Origin of the sequence: Halarchaeum grantii (assembly GCF_014647455.2) — an archaeon.
Classification (GTDB): Archaea; Halobacteriota; Halobacteria; order Halobacteriales; family Halobacteriaceae; genus Halarchaeum; species Halarchaeum grantii.
This window is the reverse complement of sequence record NZ_BMPF01000001.1, coordinates 948,381-962,793: the sequence shown is the minus strand read 5'-3', so window position 1 is coordinate 962,793 and position 14,413 is coordinate 948,381. Positions and strand designations below refer to the sequence as shown.

Annotated in this window: 16 protein-coding genes and 1 tRNA gene; 14 read left to right on the top strand and 3 right to left on the bottom strand. The window is 69.1% G+C overall.

Annotation, left to right across the window (positions count from 1 at the left end):
• The first annotated feature begins 18 nt into the window (after positions 1-18).
• From ahaH to IEY12_RS05205, 10 genes are all read left to right on the top strand, one after another.
• Positions 19-351: an ATP synthase archaeal subunit H gene (ahaH, locus tag IEY12_RS05250; RefSeq protein WP_188879960.1), complete on the top strand. Its 333-nt coding sequence runs from the start codon at positions 19-21 to the stop codon at positions 349-351.
• Positions 338-2,452 (top strand): V-type ATP synthase subunit I, encoded by a 2,115-nt coding sequence (locus IEY12_RS05245; RefSeq protein ID WP_188879958.1) that lies wholly within the window; start codon positions 338-340, stop codon positions 2,450-2,452. The genes ahaH and IEY12_RS05245 overlap by 14 nt, the downstream gene beginning before the upstream one ends.
• A gap of 6 nt (positions 2,453-2,458) precedes the next feature.
• Positions 2,459-2,734: a F0F1 ATP synthase subunit C gene (locus tag IEY12_RS05240; RefSeq protein ID WP_123074920.1), complete on the top strand. Its 276-nt coding sequence runs from the start codon at positions 2,459-2,461 to the stop codon at positions 2,732-2,734.
• A 7-nt stretch (positions 2,735-2,741) separates the two neighbouring features.
• Entirely contained in the window at positions 2,742-3,326 is a 585-nt protein-coding gene (locus tag IEY12_RS05235; RefSeq protein WP_188879948.1) for a V-type ATP synthase subunit E, read from the top strand.
• Complete coding sequence (locus tag IEY12_RS05230; protein ID WP_188879943.1) at positions 3,323-4,381, top strand: V-type ATP synthase subunit C; 1,059 nt, start codon at positions 3,323-3,325, stop codon at positions 4,379-4,381. Before IEY12_RS05235 ends, IEY12_RS05230 begins: the two co-directional genes overlap by 4 nt.
• Entirely contained in the window at positions 4,378-4,719 is a 342-nt protein-coding gene (locus IEY12_RS05225) for a V-type ATP synthase subunit F (RefSeq protein WP_188879939.1), read from the top strand. The genes IEY12_RS05230 and IEY12_RS05225 overlap by 4 nt, the downstream gene beginning before the upstream one ends.
• Positions 4,716-6,467 carry an ATP synthase subunit A gene (locus tag IEY12_RS05220; protein WP_188879937.1) on the top strand — a complete coding sequence of 584 codons (1,752 nt, stop codon included), beginning with the start codon at positions 4,716-4,718 and terminating at the stop codon, positions 6,465-6,467. Before IEY12_RS05225 ends, IEY12_RS05220 begins: the two co-directional genes overlap by 4 nt.
• A complete protein-coding gene (locus IEY12_RS05215) occupies positions 6,467-7,903 on the top strand; it encodes a V-type ATP synthase subunit B (RefSeq protein WP_188879935.1) in 1,437 nt (478 codons plus the stop codon). The genes IEY12_RS05220 and IEY12_RS05215 overlap by 1 nt, the downstream gene beginning before the upstream one ends.
• A 6-nt stretch (positions 7,904-7,909) precedes the next feature.
• Entirely contained in the window at positions 7,910-8,587 is a 678-nt protein-coding gene (locus tag IEY12_RS05210) for a V-type ATP synthase subunit D (RefSeq protein WP_188879933.1), read from the top strand.
• Positions 8,588-8,701: 114 nt separating this feature from the next.
• Positions 8,702-9,094 (top strand): DUF6276 family protein, encoded by a 393-nt coding sequence (locus tag IEY12_RS05205; protein WP_188879931.1) that lies wholly within the window; start codon positions 8,702-8,704, stop codon positions 9,092-9,094.
• On the opposite strand, the gene IEY12_RS05200 is transcribed toward IEY12_RS05205, so the two are convergent.
• Positions 9,091-10,407: an MATE family efflux transporter gene (locus tag IEY12_RS05200; RefSeq protein ID WP_188880362.1), complete on the bottom strand. Its 1,317-nt coding sequence runs from the start codon at positions 10,405-10,407 to the stop codon at positions 9,091-9,093. The two genes, IEY12_RS05205 and IEY12_RS05200, sit on opposite strands and share 4 nt — an antisense overlap.
• 231 nt (positions 10,408-10,638) lie before the next feature.
• Here IEY12_RS05200 and ilvA point away from each other — a divergent pair, with 231 nt between their 5' ends.
• The gene (gene ilvA / locus IEY12_RS05195; RefSeq protein WP_188879928.1) at positions 10,639-11,850 is read left to right on the top strand and encodes a threonine ammonia-lyase; all 1,212 of its coding nucleotides are present in this window, start codon (positions 10,639-10,641) and stop codon (positions 11,848-11,850) included.
• A 3-nt stretch (positions 11,851-11,853) separates the two neighbouring features.
• Here the strand turns inward: ilvA and IEY12_RS05190 are convergent, their stop codons facing one another.
• Positions 11,854-12,681: a hypothetical protein gene (locus tag IEY12_RS05190; RefSeq protein WP_188879923.1), complete on the bottom strand. Its 828-nt coding sequence runs from the start codon at positions 12,679-12,681 to the stop codon at positions 11,854-11,856.
• Between the two features lie 88 nt (positions 12,682-12,769).
• Here IEY12_RS05190 and IEY12_RS05185 point away from each other — a divergent pair, with 88 nt between their 5' ends.
• From IEY12_RS05185 to IEY12_RS05175, 3 genes are all read left to right on the top strand, one after another.
• Positions 12,770-13,153 carry a RidA family protein gene (locus IEY12_RS05185; RefSeq protein ID WP_188879911.1) on the top strand — a complete coding sequence of 128 codons (384 nt, stop codon included), beginning with the start codon at positions 12,770-12,772 and terminating at the stop codon, positions 13,151-13,153.
• Positions 13,154-13,324, top strand: a complete 171-nt coding sequence (locus tag IEY12_RS05180; protein ID WP_188879908.1) for a DUF7981 family protein — start codon at positions 13,154-13,156, stop codon at positions 13,322-13,324. It abuts the gene before it with no gap.
• A 48-nt stretch (positions 13,325-13,372) separates the two neighbouring features.
• Positions 13,373-13,454: transfer RNA gene (locus IEY12_RS05175), tRNA-Ser, on the top strand.
• Between the two features lie 73 nt (positions 13,455-13,527).
• Here the strand turns inward: IEY12_RS05175 and IEY12_RS05170 are convergent.
• Positions 13,528-14,400, bottom strand: a complete 873-nt coding sequence (locus IEY12_RS05170) for a hypothetical protein (RefSeq protein ID WP_188879906.1) — start codon at positions 14,398-14,400, stop codon at positions 13,528-13,530.
• Positions 14,401-14,413 lie beyond the last annotated feature (13 nt).

Genomic DNA, 14,413 nt, shown 5'->3' with positions numbered 1-14,413 from the left:
ATTCCTCCCCGTTAGCCCATGCCGAGGCCAGAGGTTCTAGAACGAATACAGGAGGCCGAGCAGGACGCCGACGACATCGTCGCCGACGCCGAGCAAGAGCGCGAGGAGCGCCTCGCCGAGGCCCGGCAACGGGCCGATGAGATCCGGCAAGAGGCAGAAGAAGAAGCGGCCGAGCTGAAAGAACAGCAACTCGCCGACGCCCGCGAGCAGATCGAGGCCGAGAGCGACCGCATCATCGAAGAGGGCGAAGCGGAGCGCGAGCAGCTCCGCGCGACGGCCGAAGAGAACGCCGACGAGGCCGTCGAGTACGCCCTCGACCAGTTCGAGGAGGCGGTGCATGCTCAGACCTGAGCAGATGAGCAAGGTGTCCGTCACGGGCACCAAGAACGTCATTCAGGACGTCATCGAGGTCACGCACGACCAGCGCGTCGTCCACCTCACCGACTACACGGGCGAGCACGAGGGCTTCGCGTCCGGTAGCCCCCTCGAAGGCGCCGAGGCGGCGTCCGAGAAGCTCGTCACCGTCCGCTCGCTCATCAACATCCTCGGCGTCTCCGAGGAGGACGCGGGTCCCGCGCGCATCGTCACCGACGAGGCGCTCGATGAGGAGTTCGAGTCCGTCCGCCGGCAGGTGAACGAACTCGACGACCGGCGCGACGACCTCGTGGACGACCTCGAGGACCTCGAGGAGGAGATCGCGGCCGCCGAGCCGTTCGTCGAGCTCGGCATCGACCTCGATCTGCTTCAGGGGTACGACAGCCTCGACGTCGTCGTCGGCGAAGGCGACACGGACGCGGTGGGACACGCGCTCGCCGACGCGAGCGCGATCCAGTCCTACGAGGTGTTCAGCGAGGGCGACGTCTTCGCCGCGATCGCGTACCCCGAATCGGGTGCGCCCGCGGACGCGCTCTCCGAGGTCTTCGTCGGCCTCGACGTCGAGCGCTACGGGGTCCCGGACGCCCAGGAATCCCCCGAGGAGTACCTGCAGCGGCTCGAACACCGCAAGCAGCAGCTCGCGTCCGACCTCGAGAGCGTCGAGAGCGACCTCGATAGTCTGCGCCTCGAACACGCCGGCTTCCTCCTCGCCGCCGAGGAGAAGCTCACCATCGAGGTCCAGAAGACCGAAGCGCCGCTGCGCTTCGCGACGACCGAGCACGCCTTCGTCGCGGAGGGCTGGATCCCGACGCCGGACTACGAGTCCTACGCGAGCGCGCTCAAGGACGAACTCGGCGAGCGCGTCGAGGTCGAGGAACTCGAGCGCGCCGAGTACGAGCCGCCCGAGCACGAAATCGGCCACGGCGAGCAGGAAGCCGCGACCGACGGCGGCACCGTCGACCGGCCGCCGGTCGTCCAGAAGAACCCGAAGGTCGCAGAGCCCTTCGAGATGCTCGTCCGGGTCATCAACCGGCCGAACTACTTCGACCTCGACCCGACGATCATCCTCTTCCTGACGTTCCCGGTCTTCTACGGCTTCATGATCGGCGACGTCGGGTACGGTGTCCTCTACACGGCCGCCGGCTGGTGGATGTACACCCGACTCGACAGCGCCGCGCTCGCGTCGCTCGGCGGCGTCGCGGTCATCTCGGGCCTCGCGACGATCGTGTTCGGCGTCCTCTACGGGGAGGTGTTCGGTTTCCACCTCATCAGTGAGTACCTCTGGAGCGGCCATCCGCCGCTTCACAAGGGGCTGATGCCGGCGAACGCGGACTGGGCCCGTCTCTGGCTCATCGTCTCCATCCTCGTCGCGCTCGGTCACCTCACGCTCGGGTACGCCATCGACACCTACAAGCGCCTCCACCACAGCCCGTGGGACGCACTCACGGAGGGCGCGTCGTGGGCGATCCTCATGATCGGCATGTGGGTCTGGGTCTTCAGCCACGCGCTCGACAGCGCCAAACCCCCCATCCTCTTCCAGACCCTCGCCGGGCAGCCGCTCGGCTTCACCGGGTTCTCCGCGACGGTCGGGTGGGCGGCACTCGCCGTCGGCCTCGTCGGCTACGTCCTCCTCATCTACGCTGAGGGCGCGATCGGCGCCGTCGAGGGCGCGCTGAACTCGCTCACGCACGTCCTCTCCTACACGCGGCTCGCGGCGGTCATGCTCGCGAAGGGCGGGATGGCGTTCGTCGTCAACCTGCTCTTCTTCGGCGCGTACCGGTCCGCCGAAGGCGAGTTCCACTTCATGCTCAACCACGATTGGAGCTACGTACAGGCACACCACTCCGGTGCCGAGCTGATGTTCGGCGGCCTCGTTCACGGCCCGATCACGGCCGTACTCGGCGGCCTCGTCATCTTCGTTCTCGGCCACGCCTTAGTGCTTGCCCTCGGGGTTACCAGCGCCGGTCTACAGGCCGTTCGTCTGGAATACGTCGAGTTCTTTGGGAAGTTTTATGAAGGCGGTGGGGAGAAATACGAACCGTTCGGCCACCAGCGAACCTACACCACACAGGACTAATCAGTCATGCTCGAATTCATCGCATTCGTCAACGCTATCGCACCGCTTCTCAACGACGTCCTCCTGCCCGCGGAACTCTCGGGCAACATCCAGATCGGCCTCGCCGCGCTCGGCGTCGGCGTCGCCGCGCTCGGCGCGGGGATCGCGGAAGGCGGCATCGGCGCTGCGGCCGTCGGCGCCATCGCTGAGGACAGCGACTTCTTCGGGATCGGCCTGCTGTTCACCGTCCTCCCGGAGACGCTCGTCATCCTCGCGATCGTCGTGATCTTCCTGGTCCAGTAATCTCACGATGAGTCTCGAAACGGTCGCGGAAGAAATCCGGGAGGAGGCCGAGGAACAGGCCGAGGCCATCCGTCAGGACGCCGAGTCGGAGGCCGAGGAGATCGTCTCCGACGCCGAGTCGGAGGCCGAGGAGATCGTCTCCGACGCCGAAGCCGAGGTCGAGCGGGAGATCGACCAGCTGCGCGAGCAGGAGCTCTCCAGCGCGAAGCTCGAAGCCAAGCACGAGCGGATGAGCGCGCGGCGCGAAGCGCTCGACGACGTCCGCGACCGTGTCGAGTCGCGTATCGCCGACCTCGACGCAGACCAGCGTCGGGAGCTCACCGAGTCGCTCCTCACGAACTCCCTCGGGGAGTTCGCCGAGGACGCGCAGCTCGCCGTCCACTACGCAGCCGGCGACGAGGCGCTCATCGAGGAGCTCCTCGAGGGGCGACAGAACGTCGCTCCGGCCGGCGAAATAGACTGCCTCGGCGGCGTCGTCGTCGAGAGCGAGAGCTCGCGCGTCCGAGTGAAGAACACGTTCGACAGCGTCCTCGCGGACGTCTGGGAGGACGAACTGAAGCAGATCTCCGACCGACTGTTCGACGAGCAATGAACGTCATCAGTCGCGACGCGTCGAACTACTCCTACGTGAACGCCCGTGTGCGTTCGCGCTGGGCGGCCCTCTTCGGTGAGGAGGAGTACGACAAGCTCACCCGCATGGGTCCGAGCGAGATCGCCCGTTTCATGGAGGAGACCGAGTACGGACCCGAGATCAACGCGCTCGGGTCGCGCTACACGGGCGTAGACCTCGTGGAGTACGCGCTCAACCGCAACCTCGCGCGGCACTTCGAGGACCTCCTCGAGTGGTCGCAGGGGACGCTCTACGACCTTATCTCGCGCTACCTCCGGAAGTTCGACGCGTGGAACGCGAAGACGGCGCTTCGTGGCGTCTACTCGGAGACGGAGTCGACCGTCATCGAGGACGACTTCATCCACGCCGGCGAGTTCGGCGAGCGCCTCCTCACGCGCCTACAGGAGTGCGCGGCGGTCGAGGAGGTCGTCGAGACGCTCGAGGGAACGCTCTTCGGCGCGTCCCTGCAGGACGCGCTCGACGACTACGAGGAGACGGGGTCGCTCGTCCCGCTCGAGAACGCCGTCGACCGGACGTTCTACGACAACCTCCTCCGTGGCCTGAACGCCACGACGGAGAGCGGGACGCGGGAGTTCGTGAAGTTCCTGCAGGCGGAGGTCGACTTCCGGAACGTCCGGAACGCGTTCCGAATCGCCCGCAGCGGCGGGGAGATGGACCCGGCGGACTACTACATCGAGGGCGGTCGGCTCTTCGAGGCGAACGAGCTCGCATCGCTCGTCGGCAACCGCGACGAACTCGTCGCCCGCCTGCGCGACAGCCGCTACGGTGACGAGGTCGGCCCGGCCCTCGAAACGCTCGAGTCCACCGAGTCGCTCATCGGCTTCGAGCACGCGCTCGACGCCGCGCTCCTCGGCTACGCCGACCATCTCTCGCACGTCTTCCCGCTGTCGGTCTGTCCCGTCCTCGCGTTCGTTCTCGCGAAGGAGCGGGAGGTCGACAACATCCGCGCGATCGCGCGCGGTCGGGAGGTCGGGCTGAGCCAAGAGGAGATCGAACGGGAACTGGTGATGCTATGAGTCAGGAGATCGCCGTCGTCGGCACTGCCGAGTTCACGACGGGCTTCCGACTCGCGGGCGTCCGCGAGTTCCGGAACGTTCCCGAGGAGGAGAAGGGCGAGGCGCTCGACGACGCCGTCGAGGACGTCTTCGCCACGGAGGACGTCGGCATCATCGTGATGCACGCCGACGACCTCGACTACCTCTCGCGGACCGTCCGGGAGCGCGTGGAGACGAGCGTCGAGCCGACCGTCGTCACCATCGGTGGCGGCGCCGGCGGGAGCAGCGGGATGCGCGACCAGATCAAGCGCGCCATCGGTATCGACCTGATGGCGCAAGACGAAGGTGAGAACGAATGAGTCAGACAGACACCGTAACAGACTCCGGCGAAATCGCGAGCGTGAGCGGTCCGGTCGTGACCGCCACGGGCCTCAACGCCCAGATGAACGACGTCGTCTACGTCGGCGACGAAGGGCTGATGGGCGAGGTCATCGAGATAGAGGGCGACACGACGACGATCCAGGTCTACGAGGAGACGTCCGGCGTCTCCCCGGGTGAGCCCGTCGAGAACACCGGCGAACCCCTGACCGTCGACCTCGGTCCGGGCGTGCTGGACACCATCTACGACGGCGTCCAGCGCCCGCTCGACGTCCTCGAGGACGAGATGGGCGCGTTCCTCGACCGTGGGGTCGACGCCCCCGGTATCGACCTCGAGAAGTCGTGGGACTTCTCCCCGACGGTCTCCGAGGGCGACGTCGTCGAACCCGGCGACCAGGTCGGGACCGTTCCCGAGACGGTCAGCATCGAGCACAAGGTCCTCGTCCCCCCGACCTTCGAGGGCGGCGAGGTCGTCGAGGTCAACGGCGGCGAGCACGTCGTCACCGAGCCGATCGTCGTCCTCGACAACGGCGAGGAAGTGACGATGCACCAGGAGTGGCCGGTCCGACAGGCCCGTCCCTCCGAGGAGAAGTTCACGCCGACCGAGCCCCTCATCACCGGCCAGCGCGTGCAGGACGGCCTCTTCCCCATCGCGAAGGGCGGGACGGCCGCCATCCCGGGTCCGTTCGGTTCCGGGAAGACCGTCACCCAGCAGCAGCTCGCGAAGTGGAGTGACGCGGACATCGTCGTCTACATCGGCTGTGGCGAGCGCGGGAACGAGATGACGGAGGTCATCGAGGACTTCCCCGACCTCACGGACCCGAAGTCCGGCAACCCGCTGATGGCGCGGACGACGCTCATCGCGAACACCTCGAACATGCCGGTCGCGGCCCGCGAGTCCTGCATCTACACGGGTATCACCATCGCGGAGTTCTACCGCGACATGGGCTACGACGTCGCGCTGATGGCCGACTCCACCTCGCGGTGGGCGGAGGCGATGCGCGAGATCTCCTCGCGTCTCGAGGAGATGCCCGGCGAGGAGGGGTACCCCGCGTATCTCGCGGCGCGCCTCGCGCAGTTCTACGAGCGCGCGGGTCGCTTCGAGACGCTGAGCGGGAACGAGGGGTCGGTCTCCGTCGTGGGCGCGGTCAGCCCGCCGGGCGGTGACTTCTCCGAGCCGGTCACGCAGAACACGCTCCGTATCGTGAAGACGTTCTGGGCGCTCGACGCGGACCTCGCGGAGTCCCGGCACTTCCCGTCGATCAACTGGACGGAGTCCTACTCGCTCTACAAGGACCAGCTCGACCCGTGGTTCGAAGACAACGTCGCGGGCGACTGGCCGGAGGAGCGCCAGTGGGCGGTCGACGTCCTCGACGAGGAGGACGAACTGCAGGAAATCGTCCAGCTCGTCGGGCGCGACGCCCTGCCGGACGACCAGCAGCTCACGCTCGACGTCGCGCGCTACCTGCGCGAGGCGTTCCTCCAGCAGGACGCCTTCCACGACGTGGACACCTTCTCGCCGCCGGAGAAGACCTACGAGATCCTCACGGCGATCCACACCTACAACGACGAGGCGTTCGCCGCTCTCGAGGCGGGTGCGCCCGTCGAAGAGATCACGTCCATCGACGCCGCGCCCCGGCTCAACCGGATCGCGACGCAGGAGGACTACGAGGAGTACGTCGAGGAACTCGAAGCAGAGATCACGGAACAGCTCCAGGCCCTCTACTAATGAAAGAGTACCAGACAATCACGGAAGTCAGCGGTCCGCTGGTGTACGTCGAGACCGACGAACCCATCGGCTACGACGAGATCGTCGAGATCGAGACGCCGAGCGGGGAGGTCAAGCGCGGTCAGGTTCTCGAGACCGCAGAAGAGTTCGTCGCGATTCAGGTCTTCGAGGGCACCGAGGGTATCGGGCGGGACGCCTCCGTCCGCTTCCTCGGCGAGACGCTCAAGCTCCCGGTCACCGAGGATCTCCTCGGGCGCGTCCTCGACGGCTCCGGCAACCCCATCGACGGCGGCCCGGACATCGTCCCGGACGAGCGCCGCAACATCGTCGGCGCGGCGATCAACCCGAACGCCCGCGAGTACCCCGAGGAGTTCATCCAGACGGGTATCTCCGCCATCGACGGGATGAACACGCTCGTGCGCGGGCAGAAGCTTCCGATCTTCAGCGCGTCGGGGCTCCCGCACAGCGATCTCGCACTCCAGATCGCTCGCCAGGCGACCGTCCCGGAGGACGTCGCCGAGGAGGGCGAGGAGACGGAGTTCGCCGTCGTCTTCGCCGGCATGGGCATCACGCAGGAGGAGGCCAACGAGTTCATGGACGACTTCGAGCGCACGGGCGCGCTCGAGCGCAGCGTCGTCTTCCTGAACCTCGCGGACGACCCCGCCGTCGAGCGGACGGTCACGCCGCGCATGGCGCTGACGACCGCCGAGTACCTCGCGTTCGAGAAGGACTACCACGTCCTCACGATCCTCACGGACATGACGAACTACTGTGAGGCGCTGCGCGAGATCGGCGCGGCGCGCGAGGAGGTCCCGGGCCGCCGTGGCTACCCGGGCTACATGTACACGGACCTCGCCCAGCTCTACGAGCGCGCCGGGCGCCTCGAGGGCGAGGACGGCTCCGTGACGCAGATCCCGATCCTGACGATGCCGGGCGACGACGACACCCACCCGATCCCCGACCTCACGGGGTACATCACGGAGGGTCAGATCATGCTCGGCCGCGAGCTGAACAGTCAGGGCGTCGAGCCGCCGATCGACGTGCTGCCGTCGCTCTCGCGTCTGATGGACGACGGCATCGGCGAGGGCATCACCCGCGCCGACCACTCCGGGGTCTCCGACCAGCTCTTCGCGTCCTACGCGGAGGGGAAGGACCTGCGCGACCTCGTGAACATCGTCGGGCGCGAAGCGCTCGACGAGCGCGACAACAAGGTCCTCGACTTCGCTGAGGCCTTCGAGCAGGAGTTCGTCGACCAGGGCTTCCACACGGACCGCACCATCGAGGAGACGCTCGATCAGGCGTGGGACGTCCTCTCCATCCTCCCGAAGACGGAGCTCTCGCGGATCGACGAGGAGCACATCGAGGAGTACTACGGCGACGAGCCGTCCGACGCCGAGGAGGCCGAGGGCGGCGATACCGAGGAAGCGGAGGCCTAACGAACGATGGCCGAGGACGTCAAGCCGACGCGGAAGAACCTGATGGAGATCGAGGACCGCATCGACCTCTCCGAGCGGGGCCACGACACGCTCGAGCAGAAGCGTGACGGCCTCATCATGGAGTTCATGGACATCCTCGATCAGGCGCAGGACGTCCGCGCGGACCTCGAGCAGGACTACGAGGACGCCCAGCGCACCATCAACATGGCGCGCGCGATGGAGGGCGACGTCGCGGTACGCGGCGCGGCGGCGGCGCTGAAGGACCACCCGGAGATAACGGTGGAGTCGCACAACATCATGGGCGTCGTCGTCCCGCAGATCGAGGCCTCGCGCGTCCAGAAGAGCCTCGATCAGCGTGGCTACGGCGTCATCGGCACGAGCTCCCGCATCGACGAGGCCGCCGAGGCCTACGAGGAGCTCCTCGAAACCATCGTGCTCGCCGCCGAGGTCGAGACGGCGATGAAGAAGCTCCTCGACGAGATCGAGAGCACGAAGCGCCGCGTGAACGCCCTCGAGTTCACGGTCCTGCCGGACCTCTACGACTCGCAGGACTACATCGAGCAGAAGCTCGAGGAGCAGGAGCGCGAGGAGATCTTCCGCATGAAGAAGGTGAAGAACAAGAAGGAAGAGGAGGAGCGCGCGGCGGCCGCGGAGGCCGAGTCGGCGGCCGAGTCCGCGGACTGACTCCTCGCGCAGCCGGTTTCCTTCCCGTTCTCCCGTTTCCCCGTTCTCTCGTTTCTCGCCGTCTGCTCGTTCTCTCGTCGCCGGAGCTATGTCGTCGGCGCGCCGAGGGCCGGTATGTCCTGTCAGCGCTGTGGCGCCGAGACGGTCGCGTTTCGCGTCCCCGAGGCGTTGGGCGAGTATCTCCCGGACGACCGCCCGGGCGCGGAGCTCTGTACGCGCTGTCTCGCGGTCGCGCCGGTCGACGACCCGCCGGAGGAGAACCCGGATTTCCGGACGGTCAGCGACGCGTTCCCGCCGAACGAGGAGGCGGGCGCGGCGCTCGCGTGCCTGCTCGCGCTCGTGGAGTCGCTCGTCCTCTATCGCGCGGAGATCGAGGCGGTGGCGACGGACGCGGAGACGCGCGGCGCGGACGTGTTGCTCTTCTTCGAGCGTCTCGCGGCCGACGATTCGCTCGAGCCGTTCTTCGACGTCGAGCGCCGGACGCGCCAGCTCGAGCAGTTCCTCTAGTCGTCGGGGGTGGTGCTCCCGCGTTCGGCCATCATGTCGGTGGCGCGTCGCGCCCAGTCGGAGCAGGCGAAGCCGACGACGGCGACGGCGGCCATCCAGACGTACTGGCCGCCGACGGCGACGTAGGCGCCGAGGGGTCCCCAGCCGAGGACGACGCCGAGCGCGTAGGTGCCCCCGACGAGGCCGCCGAAGACGCCGGTGGTGCGCGCGAAGAGCGGGATGCGGGTCTCGGAGGCCCCACCGAGCGCGCCGGAGAGGACGGTGAACGCGGCGACGAACGCGGCGGTGTAGCCGTAGACGCGCGCGAACGAGGTCGCGTAGGGGAGCGCGTCGGGCGAGCCGCCGGCGAGGAGGCGAACGGCGTCGGGGGCGAGGGCGACGAGCACGAGGCCGATGGTGCCGACGGTGCCGACGGCGAGGCCGGTGGTCGCCCAGCCGCGATAGCGCGCTTCGCCGGGGTCGCCGTCGCCGAGCGCGTGGCCGACGAGGACGCCGACGGCGGTTCTGTACCCCCGGGAGAGCGGCCCGGTGACCTGTTGGTAGACGCGTCGGCCGATCTGGAAGCCGGCGTTGACGGGCGTGCCGAAGCCGAGGAGGAGCGCGTTGAAGGGGAATTCGGCGAGCGTGGTGGCGAAGCCTTCGGCGATCTTGGGCGCGGCGACGGCGAGGAGCTGGCGGGCGACGACGAGGTCGCGCGGTCGGACGAGCGCGAGGTCGGCCTTTCGGTAGTGGATGGTGGCGACGAGGAGGGCGGCGGAGAGGACGTTGGAGGCGGCGGTGGCGGCCGCGACGCCGAGGACGCCGTAGGACGCCACGCCGAGGAGGCCGAGACCGAGGACGAGCGACCCGGTGATGTTGGTGAGGTTCGTGACGCCGGTAACGTACATCGGGGTGCGGGTGTCACCGGTGCCTTGGAGGGCGCGCGAGGCGACGAGGGAGACGTGGCGCGCGGGCGCGGTGGCGAGGACGACGCCGAGGTAGGTGGCGCCGAGGGCGACGGTGGCGCCGCTCGCGCCGAAGAGTCGGATGAGCGGTCCGCCGAGGGAGACGCCGCAGAGGGCGATTGGGACGCCGGCGAGGAGGCCCATGGCGAGGGCGCTGGAGACGGCTTCGGCGCGGTTGGCGTCGGCGTCCGCGCCGGTGTCTTGGCTGGCGAGCGCGATGGCGGCGCTCCCGAAGCCGAGGCCGATACGGAGGGGGATGCGCCCGTAGAGATCGGCGAGACCGACGGCGACGACGGCGGCGGGGGAGAACGTCGCGGTGACGAGGACGTCGACGGTCCGCATCAGCGTGCGGAGGGTCTGGGAGGCCATCACGGGCCACGCGAGCGCGAGGACGCGACGCCACGTGGCGACCAGACGTGAGTCCACATCGGCCGTCCGGGCGGGCCGACGAAAGGCCTGCGGGTCGCGGCACCGCCGGCTTCACTTTCACTCCGGTATCCGCGTGCTTATGTGGGTCCGGTACGTGGGTCGAATCGTCACACGCGTCCCCCGTTCTCCGTTGACCCGAACCGCTTAGGGACACCTCCGTCTACTCCCACCATGCTCGAACTGGAGGACGTCCGCGAGGCCGAAGCCGCCGTCCGCGAGGTGGCGCGGCACACGCCGCTCGATCACTCCTACACGTTCTCGTCGATGACCGGTACCGAGGTCCACTTGAAGCTCGAGAACGCCCAGCGCACCGGGTCGTTCAAGGTTCGCGGTGCCGCGAACCGCATCACGCGCCTCACCGACGCGGAGCGCGAGGCGGGCGTCGTCACGGCCTCAGCGGGGAATCACGCGCAGGGCGTCGCGCTCGCGGCGACGCGCGCGGGGGTCGACGCGACCGTGGTGATGCCCGAAACCGCGCCCATCTCGAAGGTGAAGGCCACCCGAAGCTACGGCGCGACCGTCGAGTTGCACGGCGTCGACTACGACGAGGCCGCCGAGCGCGCCCACGACATCGAGGCCGCCGAGGGCCGCACGTACGTCCACGCCTTCGACGACGAGGCGGTGATGGCGGGACAGGGCACCATCGGCGTCGAGATACTGGCGGACCTCCCCGAGGTCGACACGGTCGTCGTCCCCATCGGCGGGGGCGGCCTCATCAGCGGCGTCGCGACGGCCGTGAAGGGCATCGCGCCGAACGTCACCGTTGTCGGCGTCCAAGCCGAGGGCGCTTCGAGCGTCGCGGACAGCCTCCGGAAGGGGAGCGTGCAGAAACTCGAGCACGTCGACACCATCGCGGACGGCATCGCCGTTCGGGGCGTCGGCCAACACACCTTCCCCGTGATCCGCGAGCGCGTCGACGAGGTCGTCACCGTGAGCGACGCCGAGATCGCGAACGCGCTCGTCCTCCTCCTGGAGCGCGGGAAGACGCTCGTCGAGGGCGCGGGCGCCGTCCCGCTCGCCGCGCTCCTCACCGGCAAGTACGTCTACGAGGAGGGAGAGACAATCGTCCCCGTGCTCTCCGGCGGGAACATCGACCTCAACCTGCTCACGACCGTCGTCATGCGCGGCCTCGTCGACCAGGGCCGCTACGTCAAGCTCCGCACCGTCCTGAAGGACCGCCCGGGCGCGCTCGACACCCTCCTCGACGTCCTCACGGACGAGCGCGCGAACATCTACGCCATCCAGCACGACCGGACGAACCGGGACGTCGCGCTCTCGGACGCCGAAGTCGAACTCGACCTCGAAACTCGGGGCGAGGAGCACGTCGAGGGTCTGCTCGAGCGCCTCCGCGCGGAGGGCTACGAGGTCGAACTCCTCGTCTGAGACTCAGGCGTCGCGCTCGGCGTCGTACTCGATGGTGAGGAAGCGCACGCCACGGACCCACATCGTCTGCGTCGCCCGGACGCCGTCCCCGTCCGGGCGGACGGTGAAGCGCTGTTCGAGCGGCAGCGCGAGCGTGCCGAGCGGCGTCACCAGATAGAGGCCGGGGTCGTCGCCGGACAGCGTCGTGAGCGCGACGCCCGTGGCGCCCGCGCCGTCGCCGTCGTGGTGGTCGAGGCGGAGCACCGTCGAGAGGTTCGCCCACGGCAGCGGGACGGCGACCGTGACGTAGCGCTCGCCGTCGCGCTCGTAGCTCCCGTAGAGCGCGACGAACACCGCCTCGCCCGTCTCGCGGTCCGTGCGCACCCACGCCCGGACGTCGTCGCGCGGGTCGGCGTCCGCGCGGACGTCGGCGAAGCGACTCGTCAGCGCGACCGTCGACGCCGCGAACGGGCCGGGGAGGTTCAACTGCTCGACGGCGCTCGTGACGCGCGCGGCGAGCGCCGCGCCCAGCCGAAAGCCGCGGTGCCACGTCACCGTCGCCGTCATCGGGTAGTCGCTCGTCGACTCGTAGAACGCCCGGACGCTCGGGTGGACGCGCTCGGGGTCGAAGCCGTCGCGGGCGTAGTGTGCCATGTCGTCCATCTCGCCCGCGGGCTCCTCGCCCGTGGTGAGGCCGGCGCGCTCCGGGAAGTCGGCCCCGACGCGTGCGCCTGCGGTGACGGGGCTCAGCGGGATACCGGCGGCGCGTCGGCGCGCGCGGCGGAGGCCCGCGACGGCGAGGGTGAGGAGCGAGGCGACGGCCGCGAGGAGGGCGACGCGGAGTCGGCGCATGCGCGTCCGTTGGCGGCCGCGTGCAAAATACCGTGGTGGTCGGCGAAACGCGCCCACAGTTAAGTCCGGGGACGACTACAGTCCGCGCATGAAACGCATCATCGAGACGCCGGACGCGCCCGCCGCCGTCGGCGCGTACAGCCAAGCGACCACCGACGGGAACGTCGTCTACACCGCCGGACAGATCCCGCTCACGCCGGACGGCGAGACCCTCAGCGAGGAGGGCGTCTCGACGCAGACCCGCCAGTGTCTCGAGAACGTGAAGGCCATCCTCGAGGAGGAGGGCCTCACGATGCAGGACGTCCTCAAGACGACGGTCCTCCTCGCGGACATCGACGACTTCGCGGAGATGAACGACGCCTACGGCGAGTACTTCACGGACAACCCGCCCGCCCGGAGCGCGTTCGCGGTCGCCGACCTCCCGAAGGGCGTCGCGGTCGAGATCGAGGCGGTCGCCGCCCAGCGCGACTAGATGCCGGCCGCGCCCACGGCCGCGTGGGGCGCCGTCGCCGCGCTCGCGTTCCTGATACTCGGCCTCGGGTACTACGCGATCGGCGGTCGGCCCGCGCTCCCGGTCCTGCTCGCGGTCGCCGTCGTCGTCGGCGTCGCGGGCGCGGCCGGCGCGCGCGTCGCCCGGCCCTGACTCGAAAAGAAGGGTTTAAACCGACGACCGAGTTACGAGGGAATGCAGGCCGGGATGGCCGAATGGCAAAGCGCACGCCTGGAAAGCGTGTCCCCTTATGGGGTTCTGGGTTCAAATCCCAGTCCCGGCGTCTTCTCTCTGGATTTCCCGCCGACGAGCGCCGCGTCCGCCCGTTCGGTGACCGGACGCGAACGCGCACCGGCCTAGACGACGCCGAGGCCGACCGCGAGCACGCCGACCCCGACGGCGGCGGCGAGCGCGGCGCCGGCGTACGCGTATCGGTAGGCCCCGAACGCATCGACGAGCTCGGACTCGGGCCGGTCGGAGACGATGAACGTCTCGCCCTCGACCGGGGTGACGACGACGCCCTCGGGCTTGAGCGGGTGCGTGGCGCCCTCGGTGGCGCGTGCGTGCCCGAGGACGTAGACGTCGTCGCCGGGCGCGAGGACCCCCTCGTAGTAGCGGCGTTCGCCGTGCGCCGTCCCGAAATCGAGGACGTTCGTGACGGAGTCGCTCTGCCCCGCGAGCCCGGCTTCGCCCCGGACGAAATCGGCGATGCGCTCGGGCGGGTCGGCGTCCGGGGGGACGCTGACGCCGACGGCGAACTCGTCGAGGACGGCGAGAACGTCGTCGGCGGAGACGCCGACGTCGGTGAGGCGGTCGACGTCGATTGGCCCGACCTGTATCTCGTGGATGCCGGTGCCCGAGGAGACGTCGCTGACGTGGTCGCCGACGTCGACGGTGACGCGGCCGGTGCCGTCGTCGAGGGCGAACGGCGTCGCGTAGACGCCTTCGGCGCGCGTCTCCCACATCTCGGAGTTGCCGCGCTCGTCCCACTCCTCGACCTCCCATGCGGCGAGGGCGGCCGGGTGGCCGCGAATCGGGGAGTCGAACGGCTCGGCGGCGCGGACGGTGCCCCGCAACTCGATGCGGCCTTCCTCGCGGACGTCTCGGACGTCGGTCGTCTCGGTGGCCCGGACGAGCGCGCTCCGGCGGTGCTGGCGGCGACCGTAGACGCCGGCGAACGCGGCGACGGCGAGGAGGGCGATGCCGACGGAGACGGGGAGGGCGGACATGAGTCGGAGTTGA